The sequence below is a fragment of the Streptomyces sp. NPDC006012 genome, assembly GCF_042871185.1.
In the GTDB taxonomy this organism is placed as follows: domain Bacteria; phylum Actinomycetota; class Actinomycetes; order Streptomycetales; family Streptomycetaceae; genus Streptomyces.
On sequence record NZ_JBIAIE010000018.1, the window covers coordinates 85,634 to 98,449 of the forward strand.

General features: G+C 71.2%; 11 protein-coding genes, 1 tRNA gene and 1 pseudogene. 3 read left to right on the forward strand and 10 right to left on the reverse strand.

Translation table 11 applies throughout. The features are described 5' to 3' along the window. Positions 1-58: 58 nt before the first annotated feature. On the reverse strand, positions 59-862 hold the full coding sequence (locus ACFYPJ_RS26725) for an exodeoxyribonuclease III (protein ID WP_389022107.1): 804 nt from the start codon (positions 860-862) through the stop codon (positions 59-61). 135 nt (positions 863-997) lie between these two features. On the opposite strand from ACFYPJ_RS26725, the gene ACFYPJ_RS26730 reads away from it, so the two are divergent. Beyond that, positions 998-1,471: a GNAT family N-acetyltransferase gene (locus ACFYPJ_RS26730; RefSeq protein WP_389022110.1), complete on the forward strand. Its 474-nt coding sequence runs from the start codon at positions 998-1,000 to the stop codon at positions 1,469-1,471. A 27-nt stretch (positions 1,472-1,498) separates the two neighbouring features. Here ACFYPJ_RS26730 and ACFYPJ_RS26735 read toward each other — a convergent pair whose 3' ends face one another. Together ACFYPJ_RS26735 and ACFYPJ_RS26740 are read right to left on the reverse strand one after the other, a co-directional pair. Continuing rightward, positions 1,499-1,777, reverse strand: a complete 279-nt coding sequence (locus ACFYPJ_RS26735; protein ID WP_389022113.1) for a nuclear transport factor 2 family protein — start codon at positions 1,775-1,777, stop codon at positions 1,499-1,501. Between the two features lie 184 nt (positions 1,778-1,961). Next, on the reverse strand, positions 1,962-2,903 hold the full coding sequence (locus ACFYPJ_RS26740) for a serine hydrolase (RefSeq protein ID WP_389022116.1): 942 nt from the start codon (positions 2,901-2,903) through the stop codon (positions 1,962-1,964). 312 nt (positions 2,904-3,215) lie between these two features. On the opposite strand from ACFYPJ_RS26740, the gene ACFYPJ_RS26745 reads away from it, so the two are divergent. After that, entirely contained in the window at positions 3,216-3,797 is a 582-nt protein-coding gene (locus ACFYPJ_RS26745; RefSeq protein ID WP_389022118.1) for a hypothetical protein, read from the forward strand. Positions 3,798-3,970: 173 nt separating this feature from the next. On the opposite strand, the gene ACFYPJ_RS26750 is transcribed toward ACFYPJ_RS26745, so the two are convergent. Next, positions 3,971-5,125, reverse strand: a complete 1,155-nt coding sequence (locus ACFYPJ_RS26750; RefSeq protein WP_389022121.1) for a helix-turn-helix domain-containing protein — start codon at positions 5,123-5,125, stop codon at positions 3,971-3,973. A gap of 206 nt (positions 5,126-5,331) precedes the next feature. Here ACFYPJ_RS26750 and ACFYPJ_RS26755 point away from each other — a divergent pair, with 206 nt between their 5' ends. Next, positions 5,332-7,170, forward strand: coding sequence for a hypothetical protein (locus tag ACFYPJ_RS26755; RefSeq protein ID WP_389022124.1), 1,839 nt, complete (start codon positions 5,332-5,334; stop codon positions 7,168-7,170). A gap of 231 nt (positions 7,171-7,401) precedes the next feature. Here ACFYPJ_RS26755 and ACFYPJ_RS26760 read toward each other — a convergent pair. The 6 genes and pseudogenes from ACFYPJ_RS26760 to glp form a co-directional block, all read right to left on the reverse strand. Then, positions 7,402-7,475 (reverse strand) — tRNA-Ala (locus ACFYPJ_RS26760). Between the two features lie 227 nt (positions 7,476-7,702). Further along, complete coding sequence (glpR, locus tag ACFYPJ_RS26765) at positions 7,703-9,133, reverse strand: gephyrin-like molybdotransferase receptor GlpR (RefSeq protein ID WP_389022127.1); 1,431 nt, start codon at positions 9,131-9,133, stop codon at positions 7,703-7,705. Positions 9,134-9,317: 184 nt separating this feature from the next. Beyond that, entirely contained in the window at positions 9,318-10,001 is a 684-nt protein-coding gene (locus ACFYPJ_RS26770) for a GNAT family N-acetyltransferase (RefSeq protein WP_389022130.1), read from the reverse strand. A 242-nt stretch (positions 10,002-10,243) separates the two neighbouring features. After that, positions 10,244-10,765: pseudogene (locus tag ACFYPJ_RS26775) on the reverse strand (molybdenum cofactor biosynthesis protein B); the annotation flags it as partial. After that, on the reverse strand, positions 10,762-11,241 hold the full coding sequence (moaC, locus tag ACFYPJ_RS26780) for a cyclic pyranopterin monophosphate synthase MoaC (RefSeq protein WP_389022133.1): 480 nt from the start codon (positions 11,239-11,241) through the stop codon (positions 10,762-10,764). The gene moaC and the pseudogene ACFYPJ_RS26775, both read right to left, overlap by 4 nt. 252 nt (positions 11,242-11,493) lie before the next feature. Further along, positions 11,494-12,816: a gephyrin-like molybdotransferase Glp gene (gene glp, locus ACFYPJ_RS26785; protein ID WP_389022136.1), complete on the reverse strand. Its 1,323-nt coding sequence runs from the start codon at positions 12,814-12,816 to the stop codon at positions 11,494-11,496.

Consider the following 12,816-nt stretch of genomic DNA (forward strand, 5'->3'; position numbering starts at 1 on the left):
GCAATCCACCTACGGACCGCAAACCACCCAGGTCGCAGACGGACCACGACACCACGACCTACAGGTCGTAAACGACCGTCACCGGTGCGTGGTCCGACCAGCGTTCGGCGTGGGTGGCCGCCCGTTCCACGTACCCCTTGACGGCCTTGCCCGCGAGCCCGGGCGTCGAGACGTGGTAGTCGATCCGCCACCCGCTGTCGTTGTCGAAGGCCCGCCCCCGGTACGACCACCAGGTGTACGGCCCCTCGGTGTCGGGATGCAGCGACCGTACGACGTCGGCGTACCCGCCGTCCGCCGCGTCGAGGACCCGCGTCAACCAGGCCCGCTCCTCGGGCAGGAAGCCGGAGTTCTTGGTGTTGCCGCGCCAGTTCTTGAGGTCGATGTTCTGGTGGGCGATGTTCCAGTCGCCGCAGACGACGACCTCCCGCCCGTCGGCGGCGGCCCGCACACGCAGCGCCTTGAGATGGGCCAGGAACTCGTCCATGAACCGGATCTTCTCGTCCTGCCGCTCGGTGCCCACCTCGCCGGAGGGCAGATAGAGGGAGGCGACGGTGACCCCGGGCAGATCGGCCTCGACGTACCGGCCGCTCGTGTCGAACTCGTCCGAGCCGAAGCCGATCTGCACGCGGTCGGGTTCCCGCCGGGTGTACAGAGCGACGCCCGCGCGCCCCTTGGCGGCGGCGGGGGCGTGCACGACATGCCACCCCTCCGGCTGCCGTACGCCCTCGGGCAACTGCTGCGGCTCGGCGCGCACCTCCTGAAGGCAGAGCACGTCCGCGGAGGTCCCGGCGAGCCACTCCACGAAGCCCTTCTTCGCGGCGGCCCGCAGCCCGTTCACGTTGACAGAGGTCACCGTCAGCAAAACACTCTCCCCGGCGTCACGGCGGACCCCGGCTTCACGGCACGTCGTCCGAGGTCACTGTTAGCTCCGCGGCACGATACCGGCACACTGTACGAGGCCCCCGCCCGCTCTCTGCATAGAATTACGATACATAACATGCTTATACGCCCCGTCCCCTTCGACCACCCCGACGCAGTCAAGCTCAACGACGAGGTCCAGGCCGAGTACCGCCTGCGCTACGGCGACGACGGCGACGCCACCGCCCTGCACGTCCTGGACTTCACCCCGCCGAGGGGCGTGTACCTGATCGCCTACGACGACGACCACCCCGTGGCCACCGGCGGCTGGCGCAGCCAGGACGTCAACGGCCAGGGCAACGAGGACGGCGACGCCGAACTCAAGCGCATGTACGTGATCGAGCAGATGCGCGGCCGCGGCCTCGCCCGTCGCATCCTGGCCGCCCTGGAGGAGGACGCACGCGCGGCGGGCCGCATCCGCATGGTCCTGGAGACGGGCACGGCACAGCCGGAGGCCATCGCCCTGTACACCTCCAGCGGCTACGAACCGTGCACCAAGTTCGGCTACTACCGCCACCACGAGTCCAGCCTCTGCTACGCGAAGCCCCTGTAGCCGGGCCGTCCGCCCGCCGGCCCCCGCTCAACGGCACCGGTGACAGACCTCGTCGGCGTTACGCCGACCGCCGTCGGCGTGCACCAGCAGGAAAGCGTCAGTGAAGCCGTCTGCGCTGTGCCGGAGCGTCAGGGACGCGGTCGCAACAGTGCCGTGGACGTCGATGGCGTCGATGCAGCACTGCCACGACCGGGACGCATCGTCCGACGCGGGCAGGCCGGAGAAGAGGCCGCAGTACTCCTCCGGCCCGTGCAGCCCGTGCACGGCGAGATCACGGCGGACAGCGGCACTTCGCGACAACAACACGGCGGATCACGAAAACAACAGCGAGCCCCGGTCGGTTATCACCGACCGGGGCTCCGAGCTGCGTCGGGTGTTCACGAGCGCTGATGACGTGCGGCAATCCGAGGCCCTGAAGATCGTTCCCCAGGCTGTTGAAGATCGTTCCCCAAGGCCTGTCCAGGGTGCATGTCGTCACGTCACCGAGGGGTTACGGGTGGGACAGTGGTGTCTGCGGCCTTCCTGGATGCCGACGAAGGTGCTCGACCGCCAGCCGGGCTGCTGTACCGATCGCGGAGTCGGCCTTTGGTGCCCGGGGGGCGGGTCCGGCCGGTCTGGTGAATACCGCCACCGCGAAACGAGAACCGTCCGGGTATTGCACAACTCCCGCGTCGTTGTTTGCACAGCCGGGTACGGTGCCCGATTTGGCTGCTACCCGCACCTCGTCGCTGAAGCCAGTGGCAATCTTCCGGGTCAGCCGCTGCTGGCCGAGGATGGTCCGCACGGCCCGGCAAGCGTCACCCGGACCGGCCTCGTCCCGCCAGATCAGCCTCAGCAAGGTCGCCATCTGCCCGGCCGTCGCGCTCGTGATACGGCCGGGCCGCAGGGAGGGAGCGGACCGTGCGCGCTCCCAGACGCGCTCAGCGTCCGCCGGCGAACCCGCTTGACGCATCGCATGTCCCATATCCACCCACCCCGCGAAACCCGCGTCGCGGCCAATGGCGTCGAATTCCTGTCGGATCGTGCCCACCAACCGGATCCGGTCCAGACCCAAGCCGGCCAAGCGATCATGGATGCACGACAGCGATACCCGGCGAATCAGCAGGTCGGTTGCGGTGTTGTCGCTGATGGTGAGCATCATCCGGGCGATATCACGCAAAGAGACCTCGGCCTCATCCTCAAAGATGCAAAACCCCTGACCGCCCGGCGTGGCCTGCGCCGGCGAGAGCCGAACGCGCTCCGCCGGATCCAGGCGCCCCTCGGCTCCCTGACAGAACAGCTCCAACGCCACCACGATCTTGAACGTGGACGCGGCAACCACCAATTCGGTATCTCCAAACACCACCCGGCCCTGACCGTCGACGTCCAGGACAGCCACACTGCCCTTGCATCCGGCCTCGGCGAACACCTGCTCCAACGTGTCCTCGATCATTCGGCCACGATGACCCGCCCGACCCGCATCCTGCGGACGATTCACCAACGGCGAACCTCCCGCCCTGATCCGCAAGACGACGCCACCACGACGGCTCCCCAAGAGCCGTGCCGGAACCGTAATTCGCCGACAAATGCTGTCACTGCAGGAACGGAGCCGGGGGTGGCTGGTCGGGCACCCTCCCTGGACTGTCTGCTATCTCACTCAATCTGGACGTCAAATAGCTTGTGGTGGGCGTGAGTTGTTTTTTGCGGTCGTTGGTGGACAGCTCGTGCGATCTTGTGGTTTTGGCCCGTACCGTGTGGTGCGGCCTTGGCAGGACTGCAGGGTCTTTCTTGGGGCGTCGGCGGGAGCCAGGGGTGGATCATGGCGTCGTACTTTGAGCTTTTGGACCGGGAAGAGGCGGCCGTGCGTGACTGCCTGTCCGGACTGCGCGAGGAACTCGAGCGGGTCCACCAGCAGATCGGTGAGGCCGAGAACCGGCTGCAACGGCTGGCCATCACCCGGGAAACGCTGGAGTCCTTGCCCACAGAGAAGCAGATGCAAGGCGGGCCGATCGGATCTGGCGCTCAGACCCCGGCTGCGGATGAAGCAGCAGTCCCTTCCGGGACGGCATCCGAAAGGTGGCAGGAACCCGTGGGGCCTCTGGAGTGGGAGGAGGGCCGGCGGCGGATGCTGTCGCTGCTGGCCACTGCGGGGCGGGCGATGAAGGTCCGGGAGATCGCTGCGGCGGTCGGGGAGGACATCTCGACCCCGGCGCGGGTGGAGACCACCCGTGGGCGTTTGAAGCGGCTCGCGGAGGAGGGTCACGTCGTCGAGGGTCCGGTCGGCTGGTTCGCCATCGCCGCGGGCAGTGCCGCCACGGGCGGAGAGGGGACGGTCGGCGAGGGCTGACACACAGGCTCCTGCACGGCCCTGCGGGGCTGGTGACAGGAGAGGGTCGGCACCGCCGCAAAGCCGTGGAAAGCGACGGCGGTGCCGGCACGCGAGCTCCCTACAAGGTGGCTCATCGCGTGTCCGAGCGTATGCGAGGTCGGCGGCGCTCGGCGGGTGGAGCCACGAAATCGTCATGCCCGGTCGCTGTTGGTGCGGTATCGGGCAGGGATTGAGGCTTCATGACCCATCTCCCGTTCGAAGACGCCCGTTTGAGGCCAGAGCGGAAGCCCGAGACCGACGGCGAGGCGGGCCACGGTGGCCACGTCGGGCCACGAACGTCCGTGGATCAGGTCCGCGATGGCCTGCCGGTTGACTCCGCAGGCGTCCGCGACGCCGCGCAGGCTCAGACCGCGTTCGGCCACGGCGGCGGCGAGAGCGCGGGCGATGTGCTGGACGGCGGCGGCGCCGGGGTCAGCGAGGTGGCCGTCGGGCCAGGTTTCCGGATCAGTGGCAAGCTCCCGCGGCGGCTTTCGCCTGTTCATGCCTCCGACCATGCAGATGCACTCCTTTCCGTGAAGATCGACTTCAACCCCTTCACTGGCTGCTTGACCAGCCGGTGGAGTTGGTCTGTGACACTGAGCCCGGAGATTTCCGACCGGATCCGCGCCTACCAGCCCAGGCTGCCGTCCCAGCGGTGGGACGCGGTTGCTGAGCAGGTCCGCGCAACGGTGACGGCTACCGCACCGGCCACCTGCTACGAGGCACGGCGGCTTCTGCATGCTGTTGGGCGCCTGGCCGTCTGGGCCGACCAGCAGGGCCTGCCCCCAGAGCCGGGAACATGGCTGCGGACGGAGACGATCGACGCGTTCGTGCTCTCCGGCTGCACCGGCCTGCACGGCTCCACGGTCCAGACCTACCGGGCCTGGTTGCGCCGCACACGCGAGGCACTCGTGTGGGTACAGCGCGGCGAGGCACCGCCCGTACGGATCTCCTCTCCTCGCAGGCCACAACCACCCTATGGACCTGCCGAGTTGACTGGTCTGCGAGCCTGGGCGGGACATCTGCCCGGCCAAGCCCGGCGGGATGGCCTGGCCCTGATGGCGCTCGGCGCAGGCTGCGGCCTGACACCCGGCGAAGTCGCCGCTGTTCGCGGCGGACACGTCGATGTCGGCTGCGGAGTCCCTGTCCTGGACGACACCTTGGTGGGCCGCCTGGTGGCCTGCCGCGCGTCGTGGGCGCCGGTCCTGACGGAGCTGGCCGAGTCGGCAGGGGGCGGCTTCCTGTTCCGCCCCGGGCGGAAGGTCGAGGCCGCGAAGAACCTCGTGTCGTCCTGGCCCGCCCGCCATCAGCCGCCGAACGGTCTGCCTCGGCTGTCGGCCCGCCGTCTTCGTTCGACGTGGATTGTCGGTCTGCTGGCCGAGGGCATCAACCCGGCGGTGGTGGCGGATGCGGCAGGGATGTCCTCGCCCGCAGGCCTGGCCCCCTACCACGGCTGGGTTCCCTCACTGCCTCGTGAGGAGGTCATCCGGCTGCTGCACGGGCACCGCCGGTGATGCCCCGCCCGGCGGCGGACGAGACCGCCGCCCGAGCGCTGCGGCCCCGCATCCGGCCCGGCAAGGTCACCTTCATCGAGGACTCCAAGGTCGGCCAGTTGCTGACCCTTCTCGACCGCTCCGGAGTCCCCCAGCAACTGGAGGAACTCCTGCAGCACCGTCCCGGACCACCCGGAGTACGGCCCCGGACGGTGCTGGCCGGCCTGCTGCTGGCCGCCTACTTCACAGGCCGGGCGACGGTCGCCGAGGCCTGGCGCATCCTGCACTTCCGCCTCCGCCCCCGGGCCCGGACATGGTTGGGCATCGATCCCGACCCGCCCAAGACTGCGCGGGAGAGTATCGCGGCCAGCCGCCGTCTCTACCGGGGTTTCGACCGGATCACCACGGTCCTGGACCCGGCCCGCTGCGACCGTCGCTCCCGCCTCCCGCAGGACATCGCCGACGACCACGCGCGCGTCTGGGGTTCGTCCGCCGGGCTGGAGGCGGCCGAGCGGCTCCAGCTCTTGGCGAACCAGCTCGTCCTGGCCCCGGTCCGCATGGCTCAGGAGCGTGGGCATCTGCGGGGCTGGCGCGGGGACGTCGGTGTCGACGCCACGGCGATCCCCGTGCTGGCCGATCCGGACAGCGACCGCAACGGGACCGCATCGGTGGAGATCACCGCCGGCTGGCACTACAGTGGCGGATCGGACAAAGGGATTTTCGGTTACAGCGCGACCTTCGTCGTCGCCGCCCACCGCCGACCGCCCGGCCAAGCGGCCGGGGATCCCACCAGCTACCCGCAGATGTGTGTCGGTCTGGTCCTGGACACCCCGACCGTCCACACCGGACGCAACGCGATCACCGCTCTTGAGGCCCTGTCCGGGCTCGGCCTGCCGGTCGGCACCTGCGCGGCCGACCGGGCCTACACCGGATGCTCGCCGGAGAACTTCCAGATCCCTGTCCGCCGCCTCGGCTACCGCCTGGCCCTCGACTACAAGGCCATCGATCGCGGCACTCAGGGCAGTTGGCAGGGCGCCCTCCTCATCGACGGCACCCTCACCTGCCCCCACATCCCCACCGCCCTGGCAGGCGCCACCCACCGGACCGACGACAAAACGGCCCGCGAGATCCGGGACAACCCCCAGCTCACCGACCGCATCGCCGCCCGCAGCCCGTTCCACCTCAAGACGAAGGAGGGTCCGGACGACCGAGGCTCGATCCGGCTGCACTGCCCGGCCTCCGGCCCGTCCCCTTCGGTGAACTGCGCACGCCGCGACCGCCTCCGCCCACAAGGCCCCCGCACCGCAGGCCCGCCACCGGCGGTGCTGGACATCAGCGACGCCCGCCGCCGCGCGGCCCACCCGGCTGCCAAGCCCACCATCCAACTCCCCTCCAAGGAGTGGCTCGACCCACCACCCGCCGAGGAACTGCCGCCGGTCTGCGGGAAGTCCGCCATCACCGTCCCCGCGGACGCGTCCGGTGATCTCAAGACCGCCAAGTTCCGGCAGGACATCCCCTACCTCTCCGCCGCCTGGCTCGCCGCATACAAGCCCATCCGATCCCATAACGAAGGGATCCACGGGCGACTCAAGAGCGACGAGATCGACATCGGGAACCCCAAACACCGGCCCGCCCCCGGCCAGGTTTCCCAAAACCTCCTCGTCGCCCTCCTGGTAACCGCCGGGAACCTCGACATCCTCGAAACCTGGCTCTACCAGCGAACCGGCATCCACCTCACCGACACCGACTTCACTCCCGACACCACAGCCGGCACCGCACCACCAGGCGACCAGCCAGGCGAGCTCGCACCCGTCACCCACACAGGGCTGCCGCCCCCACATCAACCCGCTGATCGCTGAACAGGCAAAACAACCGCTGACGCCCACCGCCAGCCCCGGCACCTCGGGGCTCCTCGTGCTGCCCACACCACCCGCCGAAGGCTCAGCCTCACCGAGCGCAACAGCGACCAGCGCCATGACCACCCCGAACACGGTCGAACAGACCCCGGAAACGACAAAGATCCCGACCGATCATGAAGATCGGCGGGATCTCGTCAACCACTCCCGAGCTAACTCGAGAACAGTCGTGCGTGGACCTGAGGGGATTCGAACCCCTGGCCCCCTCGATGCGAACGAGGTGCGCTACCGGACTGCGCCACAGGCCCTTGCAACGAGTGAAACTTTAGCATCCCCGTCGGGGTGCTTGGAAATCCGTTCCCCGACTGGTCAGGGGCCGGGTTTCCGGCTGGTCACACCGGCTTTCGACGGCTGCCGGACACCGCCCCTCCCGACCACCGTCCCTCTCGCGCACCCCGCCGTCACCACTGCCCCGCGCCCCGCTGCCGTCGCTACCGCGTCGTCAGTCGGGCCGACGCCATCGGCCAGGCCGACGTCACTCGTTGGCCGCGCGCGGCCGTTCGCCGTCCTCGTACTGGTCGAACAGCGGCGTGCGTCCGCGCTCGCGGGCGCGGCGGGCGGAGGCGGCCCGGCGCGCGTCGCTGCGTCCGCCCGCCGTCGGCTTGTCCTCGGCCGGGCCCGCCGACTCCCCCGTCGGCGCATCCGGCCCGTCCGGCTCGGCGGGCTCAGCGGACTCGGCGGGCTCCGCCTCCTGCTCCGGGGGCACGGAGCTGGAACGCGCCGAACTCCACGCGTCGGGTGCCGCCAGGTCCACGTCGGAGGTGGCGCGCGGCGCGACCGGCGCGGTCACGTACGTGGGCAGCGGCACCGGCACCGGGTCCCAGCTGTCGCCGTGTCCGGGGCGCTGCTGGCGCTCGCGCTGCTGGTCGACCCATTCGGCGTGGTCGGTCTGCTCGACGAGCGCACGCCGGTCGGCGGCCAGCGTGGAGAGTGCGGGGTCGGCCTCCGGCTCAGGTCCTTCCTCCGCTTCGTCGGCGGTGGCGCCCTGGTCCACGGGCGCGCGCCGACGCGGCTGGCGCTCCCTGAGCCGCTGCGCCGCGACCTCGGCCCGGCGCCGGTCCATCTGGTAGGCGAACCGGCGGCGTTCCTGGGCGCGCAGGTAGGCGATGTACCCGCTGAGCAGGACCGCGGGCACGCCGGGTGCCCACAGGAAGGTGAGCCCGCCGACAGCGGCGACGATCGCGCCGAGCGTGAAGGCGAGGAACAGCAGCACCGTGGTGCGCCGACGGCGCGCGAGCACCTTCGTGCGCCGGGCGCGTGCCGCGGCGGCCTGTGCCGACAGGGCTTGCCGGGCCGCCAGGGCGCCCTGCTGTGCGGACACGGCCGGGGATTCGGCCGCCTCGGCGGACGGGGAACCGGCCGGGGCGCCGGACGCCGACGCCGACCTGGACTCACGCGCGGACGCCGACGCCGACCTGGACTCACGCCCGGAGGCCGACGCGGACGCCGGGACCGCCCCGTGCTCCCGCCCGGAGGCCGGTACGGACGCCGACACCACCCCGTGCTCACGGCCGGAGGCCGGCACGGAGCCGGACTCACGCGCGGGCACCGGCACGGAGCCGGGCACGCGCGGCCGTTCGGGGCGTCCCGGCGCCACCGGTTCGGCTTCCGCCTGCGCCTGACGGCGACTCCGGGGCATGGCAAAGGCCCGGACGTCCACCGAGTCGGTGACGGCGCCGGGCGCATTGTCGGTGTCGGGCTCCCCCTCGCGGGCGGAGCGCGACCGCAGGTCCTTGGCGTATCGGCGCTCCATACCCGCCCGTCCGGACAGGAGCCGGATGGCGGTACTGAAGCGTTCCGTCGGACGGGCCTCGTTCAGCTCGTCCTGCCTACGGAGCCACATCGGCACCAAGTAGGCGGCCCAGGCCCCGACAATGACTGCGTAGATGAGGCCGCTGCTGCTCACGCCTCACACGGTAGAGGGGTTTGCGTGAGGCCATCTGCCAATTGGGCCGGTGTGTCGCACGATCAGGCTGATACTTCCAGCTTTTTTGCCATCGATGTGATCAGCGGACCGCCGTTCCCGAGAATTTCGTTGCCCCGAGTCGGTCATCCGCCGATCAATTTCGAACAAGTATTCAATTTTCGCACTACCCGGGATTCCCCGGAGCGTTCTGCGGATTCCAGGGGGCGGATGCGCTTTGCCCGCTCTGGGCGTTCTGCACACTCCCGGTGTCCGTCGTCCGCCGGGATCGCGCCCGCGCCCAGCGCGCGCGCAGCCCGTCCGGGACCTCCTCCGCGGTGAGCGCGAAGACGAGGTGGTCGCGCCAGGCCCCGTCGATGTGGAGATAGCGCGGCCGCAGTCCCTCCTCACGGAATCCGAGCTTCTCCACCACCCGGCGGCTGGGCCGGTTCTCAGGGCGGATGCAGACCTCGATGCGGTGCAGGCCCACGGTGCGGAAACAGTGGTCCACCGCGAGCGCCACGGCCGTCGGCATCACCCCCCGGCCGGCCACCCCCTGGTCCACCCAGTAGCCGATGTGCCCCGAGCACATCGATCCCCAGGTGATCCCGGCGACCGTCAACTGCCCCACCAGCCGCCCCTGGTACTCGATGACGAACGGCAGCATCCGGCCCGCGTTCGCCTCCGACCGAAGGTGCCGGACCATCTGGCGGTAGGTCGGGCGGTGGGTGATCGGCCCGCTGGGCGTGGGCGGCGGAACGGTCGCTTCCCACGGACGCAGCCAGTCCCGGTTGCGCCGGTTCACCTCGCGCCAGGAACGCTGGTCACGCAGCCTTATCGGCCTCAGGACGACCTCGCCGTCCGTCAGCACCGCGGGCCAGGACGGGCCGTTCAGCGCACACCCCCTGGGGGTACTTCCCCAGCTGCCGCCGGGGGCACCCCCACCCGGGCCCCTCGGGCACCGGGAGAGGGTCTGGAGTCCTCGTCGCCCGCCTGCGCGGACTCGGCAGGCGGCACGGACTCAGCAGGCGGCGCGGGGTCCGTGGTCTGCCCGGGCCCGGCGGGCTGCACGGCGTCCGCGGACGGCATGGGATCCGCGGCCTGTGCGGGGCCTGCGGCCGGCCGCGGGTGGTCGCCGCCGCGGATCTGGTCCACGGCGTGGACCAGCAGAGGCTCCAGGACGGCCAGCCCGTCCTTGACCCCGCCGGTGGACCCGGGCAGGTTGACGATCAGCGTCCCCCGCGCCACTCCGGAAAGCCCCCGCGAGAGCGCCGCGGTCGGCACCTTCTCGCGTCCGAACGCCCGGATCGCCTCGGCGATGCCCGGCACCTCGCGGTCGATCACCTCGCGGGTCGCCTCCGGCGTGCGGTCGGTGGGCGAGATGCCGGTGCCACCGGTGGTGACGACGACGTCGTACCCGGCCTCCACCGCCGCCCGCAGCGCCGCCTGAACCGGGTCCCCGTCCGGCACCACCTGCGGCCCGTCCACGGCGAACCCGAACCGTTCCAGGCCCGCGACGACGAGGGGCCCGCCACGGTCCTCGTAGACACCGGCGGCGGCGCGGTTGGACGCGGTGACGACCAGCGCGCTGTACGGAGCGGTCAGCGCACCACCGAGGAACGGCCCGCCGCTCATGCCCGGCTCCAGTCGCCCGACTTGCCGCCCGTCTTCTCCTCCACCCGCACGTCCGTGATGACCGCTCCCTTGTCGACCGCCTTGACCATGTCGATCACGGTGAGGGCGGCCACCGACACCGCGGTCAGGGCCTCCATCTCGACACCCGTACGGTCCGTCGTCTTCACGGTGGCGACGATCTCGACGGCGTCGTCCGCGACCGACAGGTCCAGTTTCACACCGGACACCGACAGCGGGTGGCACAGCGGGATCAGGTCCGGGGTGCGTTTGGCGCCCATGATGCCCGCGATGCGCGCGGTGGCCAGGGCGTCGCCCTTGGGGACGCCCCCGCCGCGCAGCAACTCGATCACCCGGGGCGAGACCAGGACGCGTCCGCTGGCGCGGGCGGTGCGCGCGGTCACGTCCTTCCCGGATACGTCGACCATGCGGGCCGCGCCCGCCTCGTCGATGTGGGTCAGTCGGTCCTGCGTATTCATGCTGTGTGGCGGCTTCCGGTCGGGTCCGTAGGGGTGCGGCGCACGGTTGTGTCGTGCGCGACACGGTACCGCCAACTCGCGGTGCGCACCGGAGCGGGACCGCGGCCCGAACGCTCACGCCGACCGGGCCGTGCGGGCCGTACGGTGCTTGCGTCGTCCGTGTGGGCATCGTCACCCGTCCCGCGCTTCCCGGCGCCCTTCTGGGCGCTGCCGGGCCGCGGCGGGCCTCGCTCGCCCCGCCCGGGTACCCGCTCAGCGGAGCAGGATCACCTCGACCTCGGCGCCGGGTTCGACGGAGGCCATGTCCTCGGGGACGACGATCAGCGCGTCCGCGTGCGCCAGGGCTGCGACCAGGTGGGAATCGGCACCGCCCACCGGCGTCACCTCGCCGTCGGCGTAGCTGCCCCGCAGGAACTGTCTGCGGCCCTTGGGGGAGCGGAGCGGCGCATCCGCCGTGAGGGTCGCCCGGACCCGGGGCCGGTGGATGTCCGCCAGCCCCATCAGGGCGCGGACGGCGGGGCGGACGAACAACTCGAAGGAGACGTACGACGAGACCGGGTTGCCGGGCAGGGCCAGCAGGGGTGTGTGGTCGGGGCCGATGGAGCCGAAGCCCTGGGGCTTGCCGGGCTGCATGGCGAGCTTGCGGAACTCGACGCCGCCGCCCGCCTCGTCCGCGTCACCGAAGTCCGACAGCGCCTCCTTGACGACGTCGTACGCCCCGACGCTGACGCCGCCCGTGGTGACCAGCAGGTCGGCGCGGATCAGCTGGTCCTCGATCGTGGCGCGCAGGGTCTCGGCGTCGTCGGTGACGGCGCCCACCCGGTAGGCGATGGCGCCGGCGTCGCGGGCGGCGGCGGTGAGGGCGAAGCTGTTGGAGTCGTAGATCTGGCCGCCGCCGAGCTCCTCGTCGGGCTGGACCAGTTCGCTGCCGGTGGACATGACGACCACACGCGCGCGCGGGCGTACGCGTACGGTGCCGCGGCCGATGGCGGCGAGGAGGCCGATCTGCGGCGGGCCGAGGACCGTGCCGGCCTCCAGGGCGCAGACGCCGGCCCGCACGTCGCTGCCCTTCAAGCGCACGTGCGCGCGTGGCTCGGCGGAGCGGTACACCTGGACGTGCCCGGCGGCGCCCTCGGGCGCCAGGCTGCGGGCGAGCATCCCGGTCGCCGGGCCCTCGTCGAGGCCCCCGTCGGTCCACTCCACGGGGACGACGGCCTCCGCGCCGGGCGGCAGTGGAGCGCCGGTCATGATGCGGGCGGCCTGGCCGGGACCCACCCGGACCAGGTCCGCCGCGCCGGCCGCGACGTCCCCGACGACCTCCAGGACGGCGGGGAACTCCTCGCTCGCGCCCGCGACGTCCGTGACCCGCACCGCATACCCGTCCATGGAGCTGTTGTCGAACGGCGGCAGCGAGACCGGCACCATGACGTCGTCGACGAGGACGCAGCCCTGGGCGTCGAGCAGTTGCAGGTCGATGGGTTCCAGGGGGCGAACGGTGGCGAGGACGTCCTCCAGGTGGTCGTCCACCGACCACAGGTGGTCCGGGTCGGCGGAGCGGGGCGCGGCACTGGTCAA

What these genes read in the sequence shown, in the direction of transcription:
- ACFYPJ_RS26730 (WP_389022110.1), top strand. Translation starts at nt 998, where the DNA reads ATGCTTATACGCCCCGTCCCCTTCGACCACCCCGACGCAGTCAAGCTC.
- ACFYPJ_RS26740 (WP_389022116.1), bottom strand. Translation starts at nt 2,903, where the DNA reads ATGATCGAGGACACGTTGGAGCAGGTGTTCGCCGAGGCCGGATGCAAG.
- ACFYPJ_RS26750 (WP_389022121.1), bottom strand. Translation starts at nt 5,125, where the DNA reads ATGGCGGGCGGGCCAGGACGACACGAGGTTCTTCGCGGCCTCGACCTT.
- ACFYPJ_RS26755 (WP_389022124.1), top strand. Translation starts at nt 5,332, where the DNA reads ATGCCCCGCCCGGCGGCGGACGAGACCGCCGCCCGAGCGCTGCGGCCC.
- moaC (WP_389022133.1), bottom strand. Translation starts at nt 11,241, where the DNA reads ATGAATACGCAGGACCGACTGACCCACATCGACGAGGCGGGCGCGGCC.